The sequence below is a fragment of the Rhizobium sp. 05N430 genome (assembly GCF_056396985.1).
The window spans coordinates 557,663-576,403 of record NZ_JBFTMO010000003.1 but is presented as its reverse complement, the minus strand read 5'-3'; the positions used below and the strand labels follow the sequence as shown (position 1 = coordinate 576,403).

Annotated in this window: 18 protein-coding genes and 1 tRNA gene; 12 read left to right on the top strand and 7 right to left on the bottom strand. The window is 60.7% G+C overall.

The window, feature by feature from the left end:
* The first annotated feature begins 142 nt into the window (after positions 1–142).
* From AC1DJO_RS10265 to AC1DJO_RS10255, 3 genes are all read left to right on the top strand, one after another.
* Entirely contained in the window at positions 143–682 is a 540-nt protein-coding gene (locus AC1DJO_RS10265; RefSeq protein ID WP_112385294.1) for a sigma-70 family RNA polymerase sigma factor, read from the top strand.
* Positions 679–1,398, top strand: a complete 720-nt coding sequence (locus AC1DJO_RS10260; RefSeq protein ID WP_477947107.1) for an anti-sigma factor — start codon at positions 679–681, stop codon at positions 1,396–1,398. The genes AC1DJO_RS10265 and AC1DJO_RS10260 overlap by 4 nt, the downstream gene beginning before the upstream one ends.
* A gap of 110 nt (positions 1,399–1,508) precedes the next feature.
* On the top strand, positions 1,509–2,066 hold the full coding sequence (locus AC1DJO_RS10255) for a fasciclin domain-containing protein (protein ID WP_112444477.1): 558 nt from the start codon (positions 1,509–1,511) through the stop codon (positions 2,064–2,066).
* Between the two features lie 49 nt (positions 2,067–2,115).
* On the opposite strand, the gene yihA is transcribed toward AC1DJO_RS10255, so the two are convergent.
* From yihA to rpmH, 4 genes are all read right to left on the bottom strand, one after another.
* A complete protein-coding gene (gene yihA, locus AC1DJO_RS10250; RefSeq protein ID WP_112385297.1) occupies positions 2,116–2,772 on the bottom strand; it encodes a ribosome biogenesis GTP-binding protein YihA/YsxC in 657 nt (218 codons plus the stop codon).
* 65 nt (positions 2,773–2,837) lie between these two features.
* Positions 2,838–4,631: a membrane protein insertase YidC gene (gene yidC, locus AC1DJO_RS10245; protein WP_112444503.1), complete on the bottom strand. Its 1,794-nt coding sequence runs from the start codon at positions 4,629–4,631 to the stop codon at positions 2,838–2,840.
* Positions 4,631–5,038: a ribonuclease P protein component gene (gene rnpA / locus AC1DJO_RS10240; RefSeq protein ID WP_477970262.1), complete on the bottom strand. Its 408-nt coding sequence runs from the start codon at positions 5,036–5,038 to the stop codon at positions 4,631–4,633. The genes yidC and rnpA overlap by 1 nt, the downstream gene beginning before the upstream one ends.
* A gap of 22 nt (positions 5,039–5,060) precedes the next feature.
* Positions 5,061–5,195, bottom strand: a complete 135-nt coding sequence (gene rpmH / locus AC1DJO_RS10235; protein WP_112385299.1) for a 50S ribosomal protein L34 — start codon at positions 5,193–5,195, stop codon at positions 5,061–5,063.
* A 469-nt stretch (positions 5,196–5,664) separates the two neighbouring features.
* On the opposite strand from rpmH, the gene AC1DJO_RS10230 reads away from it, so the two are divergent.
* The 5 genes from AC1DJO_RS10230 to AC1DJO_RS10210 all read left to right on the top strand — a co-directional run bounded on the left by AC1DJO_RS10230 (position 5,665) and on the right by AC1DJO_RS10210 (position 11,077).
* Complete coding sequence (locus AC1DJO_RS10230; protein ID WP_477970260.1) at positions 5,665–7,662, top strand: methyl-accepting chemotaxis protein; 1,998 nt, start codon at positions 5,665–5,667, stop codon at positions 7,660–7,662.
* 156 nt (positions 7,663–7,818) lie between these two features.
* Complete coding sequence (locus tag AC1DJO_RS10225) at positions 7,819–9,321, top strand: sensor histidine kinase (RefSeq protein WP_112385301.1); 1,503 nt, start codon at positions 7,819–7,821, stop codon at positions 9,319–9,321.
* A 120-nt stretch (positions 9,322–9,441) separates the two neighbouring features.
* Positions 9,442–9,518, top strand: a tRNA-Arg gene (locus tag AC1DJO_RS10220).
* A 107-nt stretch (positions 9,519–9,625) separates the two neighbouring features.
* On the top strand, positions 9,626–9,940 hold the full coding sequence (locus tag AC1DJO_RS10215; RefSeq protein ID WP_112514067.1) for a hypothetical protein: 315 nt from the start codon (positions 9,626–9,628) through the stop codon (positions 9,938–9,940).
* A gap of 255 nt (positions 9,941–10,195) precedes the next feature.
* Positions 10,196–11,077, top strand: a complete 882-nt coding sequence (locus AC1DJO_RS10210) for an aldo/keto reductase (protein WP_477970258.1) — start codon at positions 10,196–10,198, stop codon at positions 11,075–11,077.
* Between the two features lie 350 nt (positions 11,078–11,427).
* On the opposite strand, the gene AC1DJO_RS10205 is transcribed toward AC1DJO_RS10210, so the two are convergent.
* Positions 11,428–11,811, bottom strand: coding sequence for a hypothetical protein (locus AC1DJO_RS10205; RefSeq protein WP_477970256.1), 384 nt, complete (start codon positions 11,809–11,811; stop codon positions 11,428–11,430).
* 177 nt (positions 11,812–11,988) lie between these two features.
* On the opposite strand from AC1DJO_RS10205, the gene AC1DJO_RS10200 reads away from it, so the two are divergent.
* From AC1DJO_RS10200 to AC1DJO_RS10190, 3 genes are all read left to right on the top strand, one after another.
* Entirely contained in the window at positions 11,989–13,242 is a 1,254-nt protein-coding gene (locus AC1DJO_RS10200; RefSeq protein ID WP_477970330.1) for an alpha/beta hydrolase, read from the top strand.
* Between the two features lie 85 nt (positions 13,243–13,327).
* Positions 13,328–14,578 (top strand): NAD(P)/FAD-dependent oxidoreductase, encoded by a 1,251-nt coding sequence (locus tag AC1DJO_RS10195; RefSeq protein WP_477970254.1) that lies wholly within the window; start codon positions 13,328–13,330, stop codon positions 14,576–14,578.
* Positions 14,579–14,623: 45 nt separating this feature from the next.
* Positions 14,624–15,661, top strand: a complete 1,038-nt coding sequence (locus tag AC1DJO_RS10190; protein ID WP_477947097.1) for a proline racemase family protein — start codon at positions 14,624–14,626, stop codon at positions 15,659–15,661.
* A 2-nt stretch (positions 15,662–15,663) separates the two neighbouring features.
* On the opposite strand, the gene AC1DJO_RS10185 is transcribed toward AC1DJO_RS10190, so the two are convergent.
* Positions 15,664–16,140: an RbsD/FucU family protein gene (locus tag AC1DJO_RS10185; RefSeq protein WP_477970252.1), complete on the bottom strand. Its 477-nt coding sequence runs from the start codon at positions 16,138–16,140 to the stop codon at positions 15,664–15,666.
* Positions 16,124–17,371: an ROK family transcriptional regulator gene (locus AC1DJO_RS10180; protein ID WP_477970250.1), complete on the bottom strand. Its 1,248-nt coding sequence runs from the start codon at positions 17,369–17,371 to the stop codon at positions 16,124–16,126. The genes AC1DJO_RS10185 and AC1DJO_RS10180 overlap by 17 nt, the downstream gene beginning before the upstream one ends.
* Positions 17,372–17,610: 239 nt before the next feature.
* On the opposite strand from AC1DJO_RS10180, the gene AC1DJO_RS10175 reads away from it, so the two are divergent.
* Positions 17,611–18,630 (top strand): sugar ABC transporter substrate-binding protein, encoded by a 1,020-nt coding sequence (locus AC1DJO_RS10175; RefSeq protein WP_112385308.1) that lies wholly within the window; start codon positions 17,611–17,613, stop codon positions 18,628–18,630.
* Positions 18,631–18,741 lie beyond the last annotated feature (111 nt).

Here is an 18,741-nt window from a genome sequence, read left to right as displayed (position 1 = left end):
TTACCCCGCAGAATGGATCGCGGGCCTTTTATCTCAAGTTTTTGACAGATGGAATAATGCGTTGCGCATTAGTTTGACGGCCTCTTGTCAATTTTGCGCCCGTCCCTCTATGTAAGGATATATTAAGGAGAGCGGCAGCGGCATGACCGGCGATGAACTCGCAAGACTGATTGGCCGCGTGGCGATGTCCGACCGGCAGGCCTTCGTCGCCCTTTACAGGGAAACGAGCCCGAAACTTTTCTCCATATGCCTGCGTATCTTGAAAGACAGGGCGGAAGCCGAAGAGGCGCTGCAGGAGATCTATGTAAAGATCTGGCAGCGTGCCAAGGTTTTCGCCTCGTCGCAGGGCGCACCCACTGCCTGGCTTGCGGCAATAGCGCGCAACCAGGCGATCGATACCATGCGCGCCCGAAAGCCCGTCAGCGACGAGCTCGATAGTGCCTATGATCTTGCCGACTCCGCACTTGATCCGGAAAAGCAAGCTGTGATGAGTGATGAAGGAAGGCGGATTGACACCTGCATGGAAGAGTTGGAAGCTGACAGGGCGACGTCGGTTAGGCGGGCCTATGTCGAAGGACTGAGCTACCAGGAACTTGCCGACCAATTCGGCGTTCCGCTCAACACCATGCGGACATGGCTGCGGCGCAGCCTTTTGAAGCTGAGAGAGTGCATGGAACGATGACATCGCCCGATCAAAGCAAGGGAGGCCGCTCTCGCGACGAAGTGCTCGCAGGCGAGTATGTGCTTGGCGTTCTCTCTTACCAGGATCGGCGGGTTGTCGAAGAGCGCATGCGCCGTGACCGCCAGTTTGCGGCAATCGTCAGCCGCTGGGAAACCAATCTTTCCGCTTTCAACGACGAGTATGAGACAGTTGCGCCGAGCCGCGAAACCTTCAAGCAGGTCGAAGCCCGTCTCTTTGGCGATCCCGCGCACGCGCCGTCTTTCTCGCGCGGTCTGTGGAATTCGGCGGTCTTCTGGCGTTCGCTGACTTTCGCCTCGCTGGTCGTTGCCGCCGGGGCGATCATCTTCGCATCCGGCATCGTACCGCCGCCACAGGGGGCGGCACCATTGGTTGCGGAACTGTCGGCAGCCGGCAGTCAAGTCAATCTTCTGGCGTCGTATCAGGCCGATACCGGCCACCTGCGCATTATACCGGTCGCCGCGGGCAAGCCGGAAGAAAAGTCGCTGCAGCTCTGGCTCGTTCCGGGCAGCGGCGGGCCGCAGTCGCTTGGCGTATTCCAGCCGGGCGAGGGCGGTGAGCTGGTCATCCCGGCAAACCTGCGCAGCCAGATCGGCGAGGGCGCGACCTTCGCCGTCAGCCTCGAGCCGTTCGGCGGCTCATCGACGGGCGCTCCGACCGGACCGGTTGTTGCCAGCGGCGCGGCACACCGCCCGTAAAATTCTTTCCTGTCTCCGAAACTCTTTTTCGCTGCTGCCCGTAGCTTCAATGACCGGGCAGCACGAGGCATCAGGCCAGTGTCCTGCAGCCGGCGTCGAGGAGAACAATCATGATCACGTCCGCTTTGCGCACCATCGCGCTTGCCACTGCCGTGTCCGCAATCGCCTTTGCAGCGCAGGCCAAGAATCCGATGGTCGGTGGTGCTGCGATGTACCCCACCAAGAACATCGTCGAAAACGCAGTGCATTCCAAGGATCACACCACGCTGGTTGCCGCGGTCAAGGCGGCGGGCCTGGTCTCGACGCTTGAGGGCAAGGGCCCGTTCACGGTGTTTGCGCCCACCAACGAAGCCTTCGCAGCTCTTCCAGCCGGCACCGTCGATACGCTGCTGAAGCCCGAAAACAAGGCGCAGCTCACCAAGGTTCTCACCTGCCACGTCGTCGCGGCCGACGCGATGTCGAAGACAGTCGCCAAGATGATCAAGGATGATGGCGGCGAGCACGACATCAAGACGGTCGGTGGCTGCATCATCAAGGCCAAGGAAAGCATGGGCAAGATCACGCTGACCGATGAAAACGGCGGCGTCGCTCATGTGACCATCGCCGACGTCAAGCAGTCGAACGGCGTGATCCACGTCATCGACAAGGTGCTTCTGCCGAAGATGTAAATGATTGCAGGCAGGAGAATGTGGGGAGGCGCCTTTCGAGGCGCCTCTTTCATTTCCAGTTGCTGATTTCCACCGTTTCAGCGATCGCCTGCCTGAGATCATCGAGGCCCTCGGCCTTTTCGGACGAGGTCGCGACCACGAACGGGTAGGCGGCAGGCCGCTTCTTGATCTTCTCGAGCGTCTCCGCGAGCAACTTCGCGACCGCCGGTGGCTTGATCTTGTCGGTCTTGGTTAGGACGATCTGATAGGAGACGGCAGCCTTGTCGAGCAGCGTCAGCACGTCTTCGTCGTTCTTCTTGATACCGTGACGGCTGTCGATCAGCACATAGACGCGCTTCAGCGTGGCGCGGCCACGCAGATAGTCGAAGACCAGCTTCGTCCAGGCGTCGACATGATCCTTCGGTGCCTGGGCATATCCGTAGCCCGGCATGTCGACGAGCGCCATCGGCGGCATGTCGCCTTCGGCGCCGGAATAGCCGTCCGGAACGAAATAATTGAGTTCCTGGGTCCGTCCCGGCGTGTTCGAGGTGCGCGCCAGCCCCTTGTGCCCGACCAGCGCATTGATCAGCGACGACTTGCCGACATTCGAGCGTCCGGCAAAGGCGATTTCGAATGGGCCTTCCGGCGGCAGGAATTTCATGGAGGGCACGCCACGGATGAAGATCCAGGGCCGCCCGAAGAGGGGCTTATCGTTCTTTTCTGTCATGGGCTGCCTTATAGATCATTTCTGCCGCCAAGAAAAAGCCCCGCCGGAGCGGGGCTTTTCTAAGTCTACTTGGATGGCGCCGGTTTTCGTTTGAAGACGCCCTTCAGATTGTCGAAGAGCTCGATCTTCACGCCGTGGCGCTTCATGATCACCGACTGCTGGATCACCGAGAGCGTGTTGTTCCAGGCCCAGTAGATGACGAGACCGGCCGGGAAGCTCGCCAGCATGAACATGAATACCAGCGGCATCCAGGTGAAGATCATGGCCTGGGTCGGATCCGGCGGCGTCGGGTTCATGCGCATCTGCAGGAACATCGTGATGCCCATGATCAGCGGCCAGACACCCAGATGCAGCAGGGTCGGCGCCTCGAAGGGAAGCAGGCCGAAAAGATTGACGATCGAGGTCGGATCGGGAGCCGAAAGGTCCTTGATCCAGCCGAAGAACGGCGCGTGGCGCATTTCGATGGTGATGTAGATCACCTTGTAGAGCGAGAAGAAGATCGGGATCTGCAGCGCGATCGGCCAGCAACCAGCGACAGGATTGATCTTCTCGTCCTTGTAGAGCTGCATCATTGCCTGCTGCAGACCCATACGGTCGTCGCCGAATTTGGCCTTCAGCTCCTCCATCTTCGGCTGCATGCGCTTCATGTTTGCCATCGAAGCGTACTGCTTGCTGGCGAGCGGGAAGAACAATGCCTTGACGACGATAGTGGTCAGAAGGATCGCCACGCCGAAATTGCCGAAGTAACGGAAGAAGAAGTCCATCAGTTTGAACATCGGCTTCGTCAGGAAGTAGAACCAGCCCCAGTCGATCAGGCGATCGAAGCGCGGAATCTCGTAGGAGGCCTCATAGCCGTCGATAACCGGAACTTCCTTGGCGCCGGCGAAGACGAGGCTCTTCAGCTCGACGGACTGGCCGGGAGCGATGCTGACGGCGTCTTCCTTGTAGTCAGCCTGATAGCTCGGCTGCGTGCCCGGATAGTAGGCGAAGCGCGCTTCATAAGCGGACTTCTGCGGCGGAACGATCGTCGCTGCCCAATATTTGTCGGTGATGCCGAGCCAGCCGCCGGTGGACTTGGCAGGCGTAACGGCTTCCTTTTCGACAGCCGTGTACTTGCTCTCAACCAGACCGTCTTCGCCGATAACGCCGATGAAGCCTTCATGCAGAACATAGACCGAAGGCGTGGTCGGCTTGTTGTAGCGCGTGACGCGGCCGTAGGAAGAGATTGCCGCTGCATTCGTGCCACTGTTCGTCACCTTGTCGGCGATGGTGAACATGTAGCGCTCATCGACCGAGATCGTGCGAGCGAAGGTCAGGCCTTTGTCGTTCGTATAGGTGAGCGTAACGGGCGTCTTTTCCGTCAGCTTTGCGCCTTCCGGTGCCGTCCACACGGTCGATGCGCCCGGAACCGTACCGGTCTGATCGCTGCCGACGTAACCCAGTTCGGCAAAGTAGCCGTCCTTGGTTTCAGCCGGCGAGAACAGCGTGATGATCGGGCTGCTCTTGTCGACGGTCTCGTGATAGCCCTTGAGCTTGAGGTCGTCGAGGCGGGCGCCCGTCAGGTTGATGGTGCCCGAGAGAGCTGCGGTATCGATTGCGACACGCGGCGACTTGGCGAGCGCTTCTTCGCGCGTCGCGACCGTTGCCACCTGGCCGCTCGGAGCGGCACCGCTGGTCTGAGCCGGCTGTGCGCCACCTGCTGCAGGCGTCTGCGTCTGCTCGGTGGTCTGCTGTGCCTTCTGAGCTTCCTGCGCCTTGCGCTGCGCCTCGATGCGCGGATTCATATAGAGGAACTGCCAGCCAAGAACGATCAGCACCGAAAGAGCGATCGCAATGAAATAATTGCGGTTGTTTTGCATCATACGTTCCTGGAGCGGTCTTCATTCGACCGCTTTTGTTTCGGCTTGTTTTCAACGCGGGCTTTGAGCTCCGCAGTCAATTGTTGGAAAGATGCCTTCAAGACATCCCTTCTCGCGACAACCACATAGTCGTGTCCGGCTTGCATTGCAAACCCTGCATGAAGCCGCACCGCCTCTTTAAGACGCCGCCGCATGCGGTTTCTTTCGACTGCGTTGCCGTGTTTCTTGGTGACTGTGAAGCCGACGCGGGCTTCGGTGTCGGGTTCCTTGCGGTCGAGTACCTCGAGCAGGAAGAAGCCGCCCCTGCGCTTTTCGCCTACGCGAACAGCAAGAAACTGCGGGCGGCTTTTCAGCCGCCCGACAGTCATTTCTTCTTGTTCTTTTTTTGTCGTCAATTCGCCCGCCATCTCTTATCGGGCAATTCCGGCCTTAAGCCGAAAGACGATTGCGGCCACGTCCGCGGCGAGCGGCGATAACCTTGCGGCCACCGGCAGTAGCCATACGTGCACGGAAACCGTGGCGGCGCTTGCGGACAAGCTTGGATGGTTGGTAAGTACGCTTCATTTATTTTAATACCGCGGAGTGCGGCCCTTCTTACGTTTTGCAAAGTGCAAGGAGCGTTATTTTTGCGAACGGGCGAGGCCAAAAGACCTATAGTGACCGGACGTGCGGCGGCTTATAGGGACGGTCGCCAAAAAAGTCAATTATAGCCGGAAAAATCGTCCACGCGGCCTGCCCGCTAAAGCGCCAATGTGCAAAAAGTCGCATCAGGGTGTTAACGACTACGGCAATACCCCATGAGGTTGAATTTTGCCGAAGTTCTTCTGGGGCGGCCACGATTTCCCATTGGTTCGGTCTTGCTGATTGCAATTTTTGCGAAAAATCTGCTGTGAGCCCGAATAATAGGGATAATTTCTTGTAGTCGTAATAGCTAAAATCCGAAACATAACTTTAAGAAATTTCGCCGATATTTTGGTCATTCGGCTGGGAATTTGCTTTCCAGTCTCTCTTCACCCCCTAGGGAGACTATACTTTGAAAATTCGTGGAAAGATCAATTTGCTTGTCAGCGTTATGGCTGGCGTTGCGCTGGTCATCGGCGCGACGGCATTGTTCGCTATGAACGAGTATAACAACAAGCTGACCGCCTATGAAAGCGCTTCCAGCCGCGCTTATGCCGGCGAGCGTCTCAATCGTTTCGTCACGGCAACCGTGATGGAAGCCCGTGGCATTTATGCTTCCAAGGAGATCAAGGACGTCGCTCCTTTTGCCAAAGGCATCAACACCGATCTCGACGAGATCGACAAGGTGATCGCTGGCTGGGCGCCGCTGGTTCCTGAGAGCCAGAAGGATAGCTTCGGCAAGCTCGTCGATCGGTCCAAGGAATTCCGCGCCTTCCGCACCGAGACTGCACGTCTCGGCACCGAAGTCGGCCCTGCAGCCGCAAACGATCAGGGCAATAACGACGCCAACCGCGCCAACCGCAAGGCCTTCCAGGCCGAGATCGACGCAATCGTCAAGACCGACAAGGCCGAACTCGATGCCGTCGATGACGAGATCGAGGCTTTCCGCAACTCTGTCTTCTGGCTTGTGCTTGCGATCACCACGATCGGTATCGCTGCGGGCGTCGGCCTTGGCTTCTATATCGGCACCAGCCACCTCAGCCGCCCGATCAAGAAAGTGACGACCGCGATCAAGGAAGTCGCCGACGGCAATTTCGAAGCCGAAGTGCCCTATGCAGGCCGCCAGGATGAAATCGGCGACATGGCCGCGGCCGTTGCCGTCTTCAAGGAAAACGGCCTCGCCATCAAGCGCCTCAACGCCCAGGAAACGGCGATGCGCGCCAAGAGCGATGACCTGCAGTCGAGCATGTCCGTCGTCGTTGCCTCCGCTGCCGCGGGTGATTTCAGCCGCCGCATCGACAAGGACTACGAGGACGAGAGCCTCAACCATTTCGCAGGCAACATCAACTCGCTGCTCTCCAGCGTCGACACCGGTGTCAACGAAACCCGCCGCGTCATTGCAAGCCTTGCCGATGGTGACCTGACGCAGACGATGCGCGGTGAGTTCCAGGGCGCCTTCGCCGAACTGGAGCAGAACGTCAACAGCACCTTCGTGACGCTGCAGACAACGATGCGCGAAGTTCGCGAAACGACCGAAGCCATCAACGGCAACACCAATGAACTGCGCGTTGCGACCGACGACCTGTCGAAGCGTACCGAGCAGCAGGCTGCCGCACTGGAGGAAACCTCTGCCGCACTCGACGAGATCACGGCGGTTGTCCAGAATTCGACCGAGCGTGCCCAGGAAGCCAGCGTCATGGTCTCCGAAGCCAAGGACAAGTCAGGTGCATCCGGTGTCGTCGTCCGCAATGCGGTCGATGCCATGGGCCGCATCGAGCAGGCATCCCGCGAGATCAGCCAGATCATCAACGTCATCGACGAGATCGCCTTCCAGACCAACCTGCTGGCGCTCAACGCAGGCGTTGAGGCAGCGCGTGCCGGCGAGGCCGGTAAGGGCTTTGCGGTTGTCGCTCAGGAAGTCCGCGAGCTGGCTCAGCGTTCGGCAACCGCTGCCAAGGACATCAAGGCGCTCATCACCAAGTCGGGCGATGAAGTCAATGTCGGCGTCAAGCTGGTGCAGGCGACGGGCGAGGCGCTGTCGGAAATCGAAACCCGCGTCATCGCCATCAACGATCACATCCATTCGATCGCAACCGCGGCGAAGGAACAGTCGACCGGCCTCAAGGAGGTCAACACCGCCGTAAACCAGATGGACCAGGTGACGCAGCAGAATGCGGCAATGGTCGAGGAAACCTCTGCCGCGACCCACAAGCTCTCCGCCGAAGCCGATGGTCTCGTCCGCCTCATCTCGCGCTTCAAGGTCTCCAACGCCCCCGCACCGCAGATGGCCGTTGCCCGCCGCGAAGAACATCGCCCGGTCGCCTCGCCCGCGCGCCGCGCTATGAACACCGTCGCCCGCGCCTTCAACGGCAATGCGGCGGTCGCAGAGCAGAGCTGGGAAGAGTTTTGATCTCCGAATCCAGAGCTTTCTAATCGGAAACGCCGCCTTCGGGCGGCGTTTTCTTTTGTGACGACTTGCCGCGCCTCGCGAAGATTTGAAAGCGGATTGTAAACCGTCTATTATAAGTCTCTGCCTCGCAGGCGCTTGCGCCCAACGGAAACAGCGATGCCAGTGCAAGACCAAAGCGAAATGCCAGTGAATATGACGGCTGCGGGCGGCGAACGCCCTGCAGGGTGGTTTGGCGGGCTCTCCGGCAAGCTGCTCTGGATGACCGTGCTTTTCATCATGCTGGCCGAAGTTCTGATCTTCTTCCCGTCGGTCGCCAGCATGCGTATCCGCTGGCTTGACGACAAGCTCAACACCGCTGCTGCCGCCGCCATCGTCATCGATGGCCTTCAGCCCGTCGAGCTGCCGCGCATGCTCCAGAAGGAAACCCTGGAGGCAACGGGCACCAAGGCGATCGTCCTTCGCAAGGACGGCACCTCGCGGCTTCTGGCCATGACGGAGATGCCGACCTCCGTCGATGAGCAGTACGATCTGACGAAAGTCACTCCCGTAAACGCCATCTGCGATGCGCTCGATACGCTGATCTTCGGCGGCAACCGGATGATTCGCGTCTATGGCCCGGTCGGCGATACCGCGACGGGCGTCGAAGTGGTGATGAAGGACAGGGCGTTGCGCAATGCGATGTTCGTCTATGCACGAAACGTTCTGCTTCTGTCGGTCCTGATCTCGCTATTCACCGCGACGCTGGTTTTCTTCGTCATCAACCGCATCCTGATCCGCCCGATCCGCAATCTGAGCGGCAGCATGCAGCAGTTTTCGACGGATCCGGAAAACCCTCACAACGTCTTTGTCGGCGATGGCGGACGGGACGAGCTGGCGGTCGCCGGCCGTCATCTGACGGCGATGCAGATCGAATTGCAGAAGACCTTGAAGCAGCAGAAGAACCTCGCAGCGCTCGGCCTTGCCGTCTCCAAGATCAATCATGACATGCGCAACATTCTGGCCTCGGCGCAGCTGATGTCCGACCGTCTCGTCGATGTCGACGATCCGATGGTGAAGAGTTTTGCGCCGAAGCTGCTCAGAACGATCGACCGCGCCGTCGGCTACACGACCGAAGTGCTGTCTTATGGCCAGACGACCGAATCGGCGCCGCGCCGACGCCGCATCCGGCTGCTGGAATTAACCCAGGACGTTCGTGACATGCTGGCCATCGACCCGGCCAGCGGCATCGAATTTCTGGAGCAGATGCCCACCGACATCGAGATCGACGGCGACAACGAACAGCTCTTCCGGGTGATCCACAATCTCTGCCGCAATGCGCTGCAGGCGTTGATGATGCCGGGCGAACTCGGTGCCGATGGCGTCAAGCGCATCACCGTCTCCGCGCAACGCGTCGGCAGCGTGGTCAGCATCATCATCGACGATACCGGTCCTGGCATGCCGCTGAAAGCTCGTCAGAACCTTTTCACCGCCTTCCGCGGTTCGGCCCGCTCCGGCGGCACCGGCCTCGGTTTGGCGATTGCTCGTGAGCTTGTGCTTGCCCACGGCGGCACCATTGCCCTTGTGGAAAAGCCCTCAGCGGGCACGCAGTTCCGCATCGAAGTGCCGGATCGCCCGGTTTCGCTGGAAGATTACCGCATCCGCAGCCACGCTGAAAAGTAAAGCAAAATTCACAGATCAGCTCTGCAGATCGAAAGTCGCGATTTTTTCACAAAGCCTATTGCATTCCCCCGGAGGAGGCTTTAGAGGATCGCCACGCAAGCGGTTCAGCCGCTTCGAGACGCACCCGTAGCTCAGCTGGATAGAGCACCAGACTACGAATCTGGGGGTCAGGAGTTCGAATCTCTTCGGGTGCGCCACTCATTTTCTTTCCTTGAAAATCATCGAGTAGCCTAGCTTCGCGCAACCTTGCGCGGCTATCTGCGTCTGGCGCCGGATTGTCCGGAGGCAGGCAGGAGTGAATGCGATGAAGGCAAGAATGTTGGTTGCGGTGTCGGTTGCTGGAGCGGCAGCCTTGCTTTCCGGTTGCGTCGATCGGGCCAACTCTCCGGTTCTTTATCCCGTCGGTACGCCGGTCAATCCATCCTTCGTCGCGCATACGATGTGCATGGGCGAAGGCAATGCCGCCTATGACGAATCCATGCGGCTCTACAAAGAGCGCTCGCAGATCAGCGGCCAATACGACCAGGGCGAGGGCGAGGCCGTGTCGCGTAGCGCTGCCCGGCGGGCCTATACCGCCTGTGCTTCGTCCGAAGGCTATCGCGCCGTCTACGATCAGTAAGGCGCTACACGCTTCCTCTCGACACTAGGAGCGGGCTCCACCGGCGCCCGATCGCACTGTGGCTGAAAAAGCAGCTGCGGCGGCATCAGACATATTGCCTCCGGCGAGCTGCCTGCCCATGTAAAGCTGGCACGGAACGAGATCGTTCCGCCTGCAGGAGGCTGACGCCGCCGGCGCTGTCATCAGGCGCCAGGGAGCACGTCGCCAGCTCAGCGACTTCGCTTGTTTTTACGCATCCATACGAGAGGAAAGACCATGTCCGTTCTGAATGCTGCGCAATCCGGCACCTTCAAGATCGGCGGCGATCTCGAGGTCAACCGTCTGGGCTTCGGCGCCATGCGCGTCACCGGCCGGGGTATCTGGGGTGAACCTGCCGATCACGCCGAATCCATCCGCACACTGAAGCGTCTTCCAGAGCTTGGCGTCAATTTCATCGATACGGCCGATTCCTATGGGCCCGACGTTTCAGAATGGCTGATCAAGGAAGCCTTGCATCCCTATAGCCACGGCTCGGTCATCGCCACGAAGGGTGGCTTGACCCGCCATGGTCCGGACATCTGGCTGCCGCTCGGCCGCCCAGAGTATCTGATCCAGCAGGTGCACAAGAGCCTGCGCAATCTCGGTGTCGAACAGATCGATCTCTGGCAGCTGCACCGCATCGACCCGAAGGTGCCGGCCGGCGAGCAATTCGATACGATCAAGTCGCTGCAGGCCGCCGGGCTGATCCGGCATGCGGGATTGAGCGAGGTTTCGGTGGCCGATATCCAGGCTGCATCGAAATACTTCAAGGTCGCAACGGTCCAGAACCGCTACAACCTCGTCGATCGCACCAGCGAGGACGTGCTCGATTATGCCGAAAAACACAATATCGGCTTCATCCCGTGGTATCCGCTGGCTGCAGGCGATCTGGCAAAACCCGGCTCGCTGCTGGATACGATCGCCAGGAAGCACAATGCCGCGCCGAGCCAGATCGCGCTCGATTGGGTGCTGAAGCGCAGCCCAGTGATGCTCCCGATCCCTGGCACCTCCAAGGTCAAGCATCTGGAAGAAAACGTCGCAGCTGTCCGAATAACGCTGTCCGAGGAGGAATTCACCGCCCTCGACGCGGAAGGCAGGAAGCTCTTCAAGGCCGCTTGACGTCATCATCGGGACGCGGCGGCAATTAGGCTGCCGTGTCCTTCTTCACGATCAAACTCTGCGCAGATATTTGACCATATGATTAAAATTGCTGCAAAATGAGGCGTATTCTCAAGATTGACACACTTAGTCATGCGCTTTTTGCATTGCTGCGTTGCGGTATTATCCCTATTCCTGACCAAATGAATGGGCTATCTATATCTCCGTAAGCAGCGCACTCCTCCTCCCAGCGCTCTTACGCCGACTGGTAACACTCCTCCTCCCAGTTGCCAGTCAAGATCAAGAGCTCGGTGCACCTCCTCCCGCACCGAGCTCTTTTCTATTTCAGCCCTTTCAATTCGCACCGAAGATTAGTCGCCGATCCTGGCCACGCCGGTCTCGCCGTTGTCGCGGGTCCACTTCACCTTGCCAGCACCCGCCCGTTCGAGCTGAAAGCACATCGGTGCGCCCTTGTACCAGGTCTGGAACTTCTGGCAGAGCTGGTCCGATTGGATCCACCACTTGCCGGTATCGCTGGGCTTGAAATAGCGCCCAAGGCCGATCGCCTTGCCGCTGCCGTCCACTGCGCCGGATGTGTGGTAGTTGAGCGGCAGTTCGCCGCCGAGCGGCGTCGCGAGATAGATCGTCCTGCCGATGATGTCGCGGCGGATATCGTCTTCGGCGAGGCGTTCCGCGCGGGCGAGGGACGGAAGCAGCAGGGTCATCGAAGCAAGGGCGATAAGAACGGCTTTCATGGCGTCCATCCGATTTGTCCCGGGGTCAGAGGCAATAACGGCAAAGCCGGGCGCAAAGTTTCACCATGTCCACGATCGCTGCCTTATTTGACTCCGCTCCTGCCGGCGTCTTATTTGGGCGCCAGCCGCATTGCCGGTATTCGAAGAGGAGAATGCATGCTGGGCGGCTCGGGAGCCATGCGCAGGGCGCTTGCGGCGGTAATGCTGTCGGCCTTTGTCTTGTCGGGATGCGGTGGCCGCGCGACCGGCGTCATGACGCCTGTCGGATCCGTTCAGCCTGGCACATCGCAGGTTAATCTGCTGGTCGCCACGACGCGCGCGCCGGATACCGATCCCGGCGTGCTGTTCTCCGGCGAGCGCGGCACCGGTCTGATGGTCAATGCCGTTGATGTCTCGATTCCGCCGGAGGCCAACCGCAAGGTGGGCCAGGTTCAGTGGCCGACGCGCCTGCCCGCCGATCCCCTCCGCAATTTCGTGACCGTCTCCGTCGATCCGCTGCAGGGCGAGAAGGCAGGCGAGGGATGGCTGAAGGGCCACATGCCGAAGAGCCGCCGCGTGCTGATCTTCGTGCACGGCTTCAACAACCTCTACGAAGATGCCGTCTACCGCTTTGCCCAGATCGTCCACGATTCGCATGCGGATGTGGCGCCGGTGGTCTTTACCTGGCCCTCCCGCGGTTCGATCTTCGATTACAATTACGACAAGGAAAGCACCAACTATTCGCGCGATGCGCTGGAGGAGCTGCTGCGGCGCACGGCCGATAACCCCGCCGTCAGCGACGTCACCATCATGGCCCACTCGATGGGAACCTGGCTGACCGTCGAGGCGCTCCGGCAGATGGCGATCCGCGACGGGAAAGTCGCGTCGAAGATCAACAACGTCATCCTGGCCTCTCCCGATCTCGATGTAGACGTCTTCGGCCGCCAGTTCGCCAGCCTCGGCAAGGAGAAGCCGCATTTCACCATCTTCGTGTCGCGCGATGACCGGGCACTGGCGCTCTCGCGGCGGATCTCCGGCAATGTCGATCGCCTCGGGCAGATCGACCCGTCGGTGGAGCCCTATCGCAGCAAGCTGGAAGCCGCCGGCATCACCGTGCTCGACCTGACCAAGCTGAAGGGCGGCGACCGGCTGAACCACGGAAAGTTTGCAGAAAGCCCTGAAGTCGTGAAGCTGATCGGCGATCGCCTGATTGCAGGTCAGGCCATCACCGACTCGAATGTCGGTCTCGGCGAGGCCGTCGGAGCTGTTGCGATCGGTGCCGCGCAGACCGTCGGCAGCGCCGCCAGTGTTGCCGTCAGCACGCCGATTGCGATCTTCGATCCGCGCACCCGGCGCAACTATGATGCGCAGCTGAAGCGTCTTGGCCAGTCGGTGGAAAACACGGCAGGCTCAGTGGGCGACAGCGTCGGGGCAGGGCTGCCGAGCCAGTGAAAATTTCCATAGGCAAGGTCCGCGATCTGATATATCACGTCGATTGACGGTGGCTGCAGGCGGCCCCGCTATGATGGATGACGCGATGACTGAAGACGTGAAGCCAACAGTTGCAGTGATTGGCGCGGGCGTGATCGGCGCCTCGATTGCCTTCGAGCTTCAGAGACGCGGGTTTCAGGTCACGCTGATCGACAAGGGCGAACCGGGCCGCGGCACGTCCTACGGCAACATGGCGAGCATTGCGCTCGATTTTGCTGCCGGGTCCGGCCCCGCCACCTGGAAGAAGATCCCCCGCTGGCTTCTTGATCCTGAAGGCCCGGTCTGGCTCCGTCCATCCTACGCCCCGAAGATGCTGCCATGGTTCCTGCGCTTCATCGCCGCCGGACGGCCGTCGCGTCTGCGCGAGATCGAGGATGCCGGAATGCTGCTGACCGGACGCGCGCTCGCCGATACCCGCGCCATGCTTTCGGCAATCGGCGCCCCCGAACTGATGACCGATGAAGGCTGCCTCGCGATCTACGAGACCGAGTCGGAGTTTGCCGGTGATCGCGGCCATATCGAGATGATGCAGCGCTATGGCTTCGAGTTCGAAGTGCTGAATGGCGGCGCGATCCAGCATTATGAGCCGGCGCTGTCGTCAAAGGTCGCCAAGGCGGTATTGCTGCCGGACAACAAATCGATCCGCGAGCCCTACCAGCTCGTCGTCAAGCTGTCGGCTGCCGCAGAGGCAGCCGGCGCGCGGTTCCTGTCGGGTAGCGTGCGCAGCATCGAGCGCAAGCCGGAGGGAACGTCGGCCGTTATCCTCGAAAGCGGCGGCCGCATCGAGGTTGATGCCGTTATCGTTGCCGCCGGTGTTCACACCCGCGATCTCGCTGCAAAGCTTGGAGAACCGATCCCGCTGGAAACCGAGCGCGGCTACCACACGCAGATCATGAAGCCCGGCATTGCCATGCGCTATTCGGTGATCTGGCCGCATCGCGCCTTCATGGTCACGCCGACGGCAGGCGGCATCCGCGTCGGCGGCAATGTCGAGCTCGCAGGCCTTGATGCCGCCCCCGATTTCCGCCGCCCACGGGTTCTCGTGCGCCATGCGCAGCGCGTGCTGCCCGGCTTGAAGGTCGAGGATACCAGCGAGTGGATGGGCCATCGCCCCGCACTGCCTGATACCATCCCGATCATATCGGCCTCGTCGAAGGTGCCGGGTGTTTTCTATGCCACCGGACACGGCCATCTTGGCCTGACGCTTGCCGCCACGACGGCGCAGCTGATTGGCGATATGGTCTCGGGCACGAAGCCGGCGATCGACATGACGCCGTTCCGCATCGATAGATACTGATTTGCACGACGAGCCGGTCTGGCTCGCTTTGGAAGGACGAGACGGATGAGATGGAAGCGCACGATCCAGCTTCTGGATGTTCATTGTGAGGGTGAAATCGGCAAGGTCGCGATTGGCGGCGTGCCGAAGATTCCTGGCGAAACGGTCGCGGCTCAGCTGCACTGGCTGAACACCGATCCGAAGGGTACCGAGCTGCGACGCTTTCTCTGCCTTGAGCCGCGCGGCGCGCCGATCGGCTCGGTCAACCTTCTGCTCCCCGCCAAGCATCCGGATGCCGATGCGGCCTTCATCATCCTGCAGCCCGATCAGGCGCATGCAAGCTCGGGTTCGAACTCGATCTGCGTGACGACGGCCCTGCTGGAATCCGGCATCGTCGAGATGAAGGAGCCGGAAACGGTGGTGACGCTCGAGACCGCCGCCGGTCTGGTCAAGGCGGTTGCGACCTGCCGCGACGGTCGCTGCGAGAAGGTCCGCCTGACCATGGTCCCGGCCTTCGTTCACGAGCTCGATGTCGACGTCGAGACGCCGGAATGGGGCACGATCAAGGTCGATCTCTGCTATGGCGGCATTTTCTATGCGCTGGTCGATGTCGGTCAGATCGGCTCGAAGATCGAGAAGTCGAATGCCGCCGAGCTGGTACGCGCCGGCATGGTTCTCAAGGACATCATCAACCGCGACATCAAGGTCGTTCACCCCGAAATCCCCGCGATCTCGGGCGTTGCTTATGTGATGTTCCGCGATATCGAGCCGGATGGCGCGGTGCGCACCTGCACGACCATGTGGCCCGGCCGCGCCGACCGCTCGCCCTGCGGCACCGGCAGCTCGGCAAACCTGACGACACTGCATGCCCGCGGCAAGGCAAAGCCCGGCGACATCTTCACGTCGCGTTCGATCATCGGTTCGGAATTCGAAGTCGGCCTGCAGTCGGTCACCGAAGTCGCCGGACGCCCGGCAATCATCCCGACCATCACCGGCCGCGGCTTCACCTTCGGCCTCTCCCAGGTTGCCCTCGACCCATTCGATCCGCATCCGGGCGGTTTTGCCCTGACGGATGTTTGGGGTCCTCAGGCGGGTGAGATTTAGGTTTAGTAATCGAAGGGTTCGACCTTCGGCTTGCCGCCTTCACCAGCGGCATGCGGATAGATCACGCCCTTGCGCAGGATGATATTGGCATAAAGCCGGGGTTCGCTGGTCTGGATGAGGGCGTGGGCGGCGCGGACGCGGCCGTAGAAGTCCTGGCCGATGAGCGGTATGACCGGCTGGTGCGGTTCGTGTCTGGCGCAGCAGTCGATCATCTCTTCGTGCACAGGATCGAGCTTGTCGCGCTCGGCCTTCACCGTCGAGCGGAAGATGGCTTCGGGCACGAAATCGTCGATCGGCAGCACGCTGAGCACGGCATCAAGCACGGCGATCAGGCCATGGCCATCGAGGCGGATCAGCCGGCGCGCGTGTTCGACGCCTGGATAGTTGCCGTCGACGATGGCGATTTCGTCGCCGTGGCCCATGGCGCGCAGCGTCGACAGCAGTTCCGGACTCAAGAGCGGATCAAGCCCCTTCAGCATTTTCAATCTCCTTGAACAGCACGTTCTGGTCGGTGAGATAGCGCGCAAAGATCGGAAGGCTCGCCCCGCCGATTGCCCGCGCCTGCGACCCAACAGCGCCCTCGATGATCTCCGGCATGACGACTCCTTGGAGGTCGAGTTTTTCCGCCTCCCGGATGGTCGCGCGCACGATCCGTTCGCGCACCCAGCCGGGGAAGCCGCCATCGATCACGGCGGCGCTGAAATCTATGATCGATGCGGCGGCGACGATCCCCTGTGCCAGTGCCTTGGCGGAGTCCTGGATCCAGAGCTCCATCGCCTCGCCGAAATCGACCCAATCATCGGCGGAATACCAGAGTGGCTCGGGATCGATGCCGCGCTCGCGCAGCATGTTTTCGAGCACAAAGATCGAAGCGATTTCAAGAAGCTGCAGCGTCTCGCCATTCTTGCCGCGGACGGGCAGGGGGCCGATCGCGCCGGCGGTGCCGGTACGGCCGGAAAAGATCGCCGAATTCAGCACGATGCCGCCACCGATGAACGAGCCGATGAAGAAATAGACGAAATCCGGATAGGACGGTCCGACGCCGAAAACCAGTTCGGCGCCGCAGGCGCTGGTGGCGTCGTTCTGCAGGAAGACCGGATAGGAGACCCGCTTCGTGACTTCGGCCTGCAAATCCACGCCGCGCCAGACATCCATGGCGCCAGGCGGCGAGCCGACTTCCTCCGCCCAGTTCCAGAGCTCGAAGGGGGCGGCGATGCCGATGCCGGCGATGCGGCTGCGCTCTTTCGCATCCAGCCGGCTTTCGAGTTCGGCGATCCCCGAAACAATGAAATCGAGGAAGTCGCCGGGCAACGGATAGGCATAGGTCTTGTGCAGCTGCATGCGGATATTGCCGACGAAATCCATCAGCACCAGGTCGGCACTTCGCCGGCCCATCTTCACGCCGAAGGAGTAAACGGCATCCGGATTGAGATGCATGGGAATGGATGGCTGGCCGACGCGCCCGCGCACGGGAGCGCCGCGTGAGAGCAGCCCGTCCTTCTCCAGCTCCCGCATGATGACCGAGACGGTCTGGGCCGAAAGGCCGCTGCGGCGCGCGATATCGGCCTTCGACAGGGCGCCGTAAAGGCGCACCAGCGACAGCACGAGCCGCTCGTTGTAGGCGCGCACCCGGATCTGGTTCGCGCCCCCGGCGGGGTTCAGAATTGGCGGTGCGGCCGGCGCATGCGCCGGGCCTTCCAGGGACGACATTGGGCACTCCTCCCGATCATCGGCCTATGCCCTATTTTCAACCACCATGCCACATCGAATTAATAATTCAATTGGATTTATTTATTGACAAGCGATTTTCTTTTCGCTTTTAATCGCGATCGTGAACGGCATCGAACGGTCTTGGAGGAGGCTTCCGGCGAAATCCGAGGCGGCGTTCGTGCTTGAAAATACGGGTCCGGCCATCGTGGCGATCCGCTTAATCTCTGGGAGGAGTTCTCGTGAAGAAATCAGTTCTCGCTTTCGGCGCGCTCGCACTCGGCGTCGCCTTCTCGGCTCCGGCAATGGCTGCCGACGTTTCGGCCTGCCTCATCACCAAGACCGATACCAACCCCTTCTTCGTCAAGATGAAGGAAGGCGCGACTGCCAAGGCCAAGGAACTCGGCGTCACGCTGAAGTCCTACGCCGGCAAGATCGACGGTGACAGCGAAAGCCAGGTTGCCGCTATCGAAACCTGCATCGCCGATGGCGCCAAGGGTATCCTGATTGCTGCTTCCGACACCAAGGGCATCGTTCCCAACATCAAGAAGGCCCGCGATGCCGGCCTGCTCGTTATCGCGCTCGACACCCCGCTTGAGCCGATCGATTCCGCCGACATGACGTTTGCGACCGACAACCTGCTCGCCGGCAAGCTGATCGGCCAGTGGGCCAAGGAAACGCTGGGCGACAAGGCTGCAGACGCCAAGGTTGCATTCCTCGATCTGACCCCGTCCCAGCCATCCGTCGACGTTCTGCGCGACCAGGGCTTCATGATGGGCTTCGGTATCGATCCGAAGGATCCGAACAAGATCGGTGACGAAGATGACAAGCGCATCGTCGGCCACGACATCACCAACGGCAACGAAGAAGGCGGCCGCACCGCGATGGAAAACCTTCTCCAGAAGGATCCGACCATCAACGTCGTCCACACCATCAACGAACCGGCTGCTGCCGGCGCCTATGAAGCGCTGAAGGCTGTCGGCCGCGAGAAGGACGTGCTGATCGTCTCCGTCGACGGCGGTTGCCCAGGCGTCAAGAATGTTGCCGACGGCGTCATCGGCGCCACCTCGCAGCAGTACCCGCTGCAGATGGCCGCTCTCGGCATCGAAGCGATCAAGAAGTTCGCAGACTCCGGCGAAAAGCCGAAGCCGACCGAAGGCAAGAACTTTTTCGACACCGGCGTCACCCTCGTCACCGACAAGCCGGTCTCCGGCGTCAAGTCGATCGACACCAAGGAAGGCCTCGGCAAGTGCTGGGGTTGATCCCAGCCTAGCCTGAACCAAAACGCGGAGATGCCCAGCGGCATCTCCGCTCCCTGCTCATCTTTGACAGCGCGCCGAATTGGGTGCAGCTTAACCCACGTCTTGCCCGAA

Excerpts from the sequence above, each read along its gene's own strand:
- AC1DJO_RS10265 (WP_112385294.1), top strand. The coding sequence starts at position 143 with ATGACCGGCGATGAACTCGCAAGACTGATTGGCCGCGTGGCGATGTCC.
- AC1DJO_RS10260 (WP_477947107.1), top strand. The coding sequence starts at position 679 with ATGACATCGCCCGATCAAAGCAAGGGAGGCCGCTCTCGCGACGAAGTG.
- AC1DJO_RS10255 (WP_112444477.1), top strand. The coding sequence starts at position 1,509 with ATGATCACGTCCGCTTTGCGCACCATCGCGCTTGCCACTGCCGTGTCC.
- yihA (WP_112385297.1), bottom strand. The coding sequence starts at position 2,772 with ATGACAGAAAAGAACGATAAGCCCCTCTTCGGGCGGCCCTGGATCTTC.
- yidC (WP_112444503.1), bottom strand. The coding sequence starts at position 4,631 with ATGCAAAACAACCGCAATTATTTCATTGCGATCGCTCTTTCGGTGCTG.
- rnpA (WP_477970262.1), bottom strand. The coding sequence starts at position 5,038 with ATGGCGGGCGAATTGACGACAAAAAAAGAACAAGAAGAAATGACTGTC.
- rpmH (WP_112385299.1), bottom strand. The coding sequence starts at position 5,195 with ATGAAGCGTACTTACCAACCATCCAAGCTTGTCCGCAAGCGCCGCCAC.
- AC1DJO_RS10225 (WP_112385301.1), top strand. The coding sequence starts at position 7,819 with ATGCCAGTGCAAGACCAAAGCGAAATGCCAGTGAATATGACGGCTGCG.
- AC1DJO_RS10215 (WP_112514067.1), top strand. The coding sequence starts at position 9,626 with ATGAAGGCAAGAATGTTGGTTGCGGTGTCGGTTGCTGGAGCGGCAGCC.
- AC1DJO_RS10210 (WP_477970258.1), top strand. The coding sequence starts at position 10,196 with ATGTCCGTTCTGAATGCTGCGCAATCCGGCACCTTCAAGATCGGCGGC.
- AC1DJO_RS10205 (WP_477970256.1), bottom strand. The coding sequence starts at position 11,811 with ATGAAAGCCGTTCTTATCGCCCTTGCTTCGATGACCCTGCTGCTTCCG.
- AC1DJO_RS10200 (WP_477970330.1), top strand. The coding sequence starts at position 11,989 with ATGCGCAGGGCGCTTGCGGCGGTAATGCTGTCGGCCTTTGTCTTGTCG.
- AC1DJO_RS10195 (WP_477970254.1), top strand. The coding sequence starts at position 13,328 with ATGACTGAAGACGTGAAGCCAACAGTTGCAGTGATTGGCGCGGGCGTG.
- AC1DJO_RS10190 (WP_477947097.1), top strand. The coding sequence starts at position 14,624 with ATGAGATGGAAGCGCACGATCCAGCTTCTGGATGTTCATTGTGAGGGT.
- AC1DJO_RS10185 (WP_477970252.1), bottom strand. The coding sequence starts at position 16,140 with ATGCTGAAGGGGCTTGATCCGCTCTTGAGTCCGGAACTGCTGTCGACG.
- AC1DJO_RS10180 (WP_477970250.1), bottom strand. The coding sequence starts at position 17,371 with ATGTCGTCCCTGGAAGGCCCGGCGCATGCGCCGGCCGCACCGCCAATT.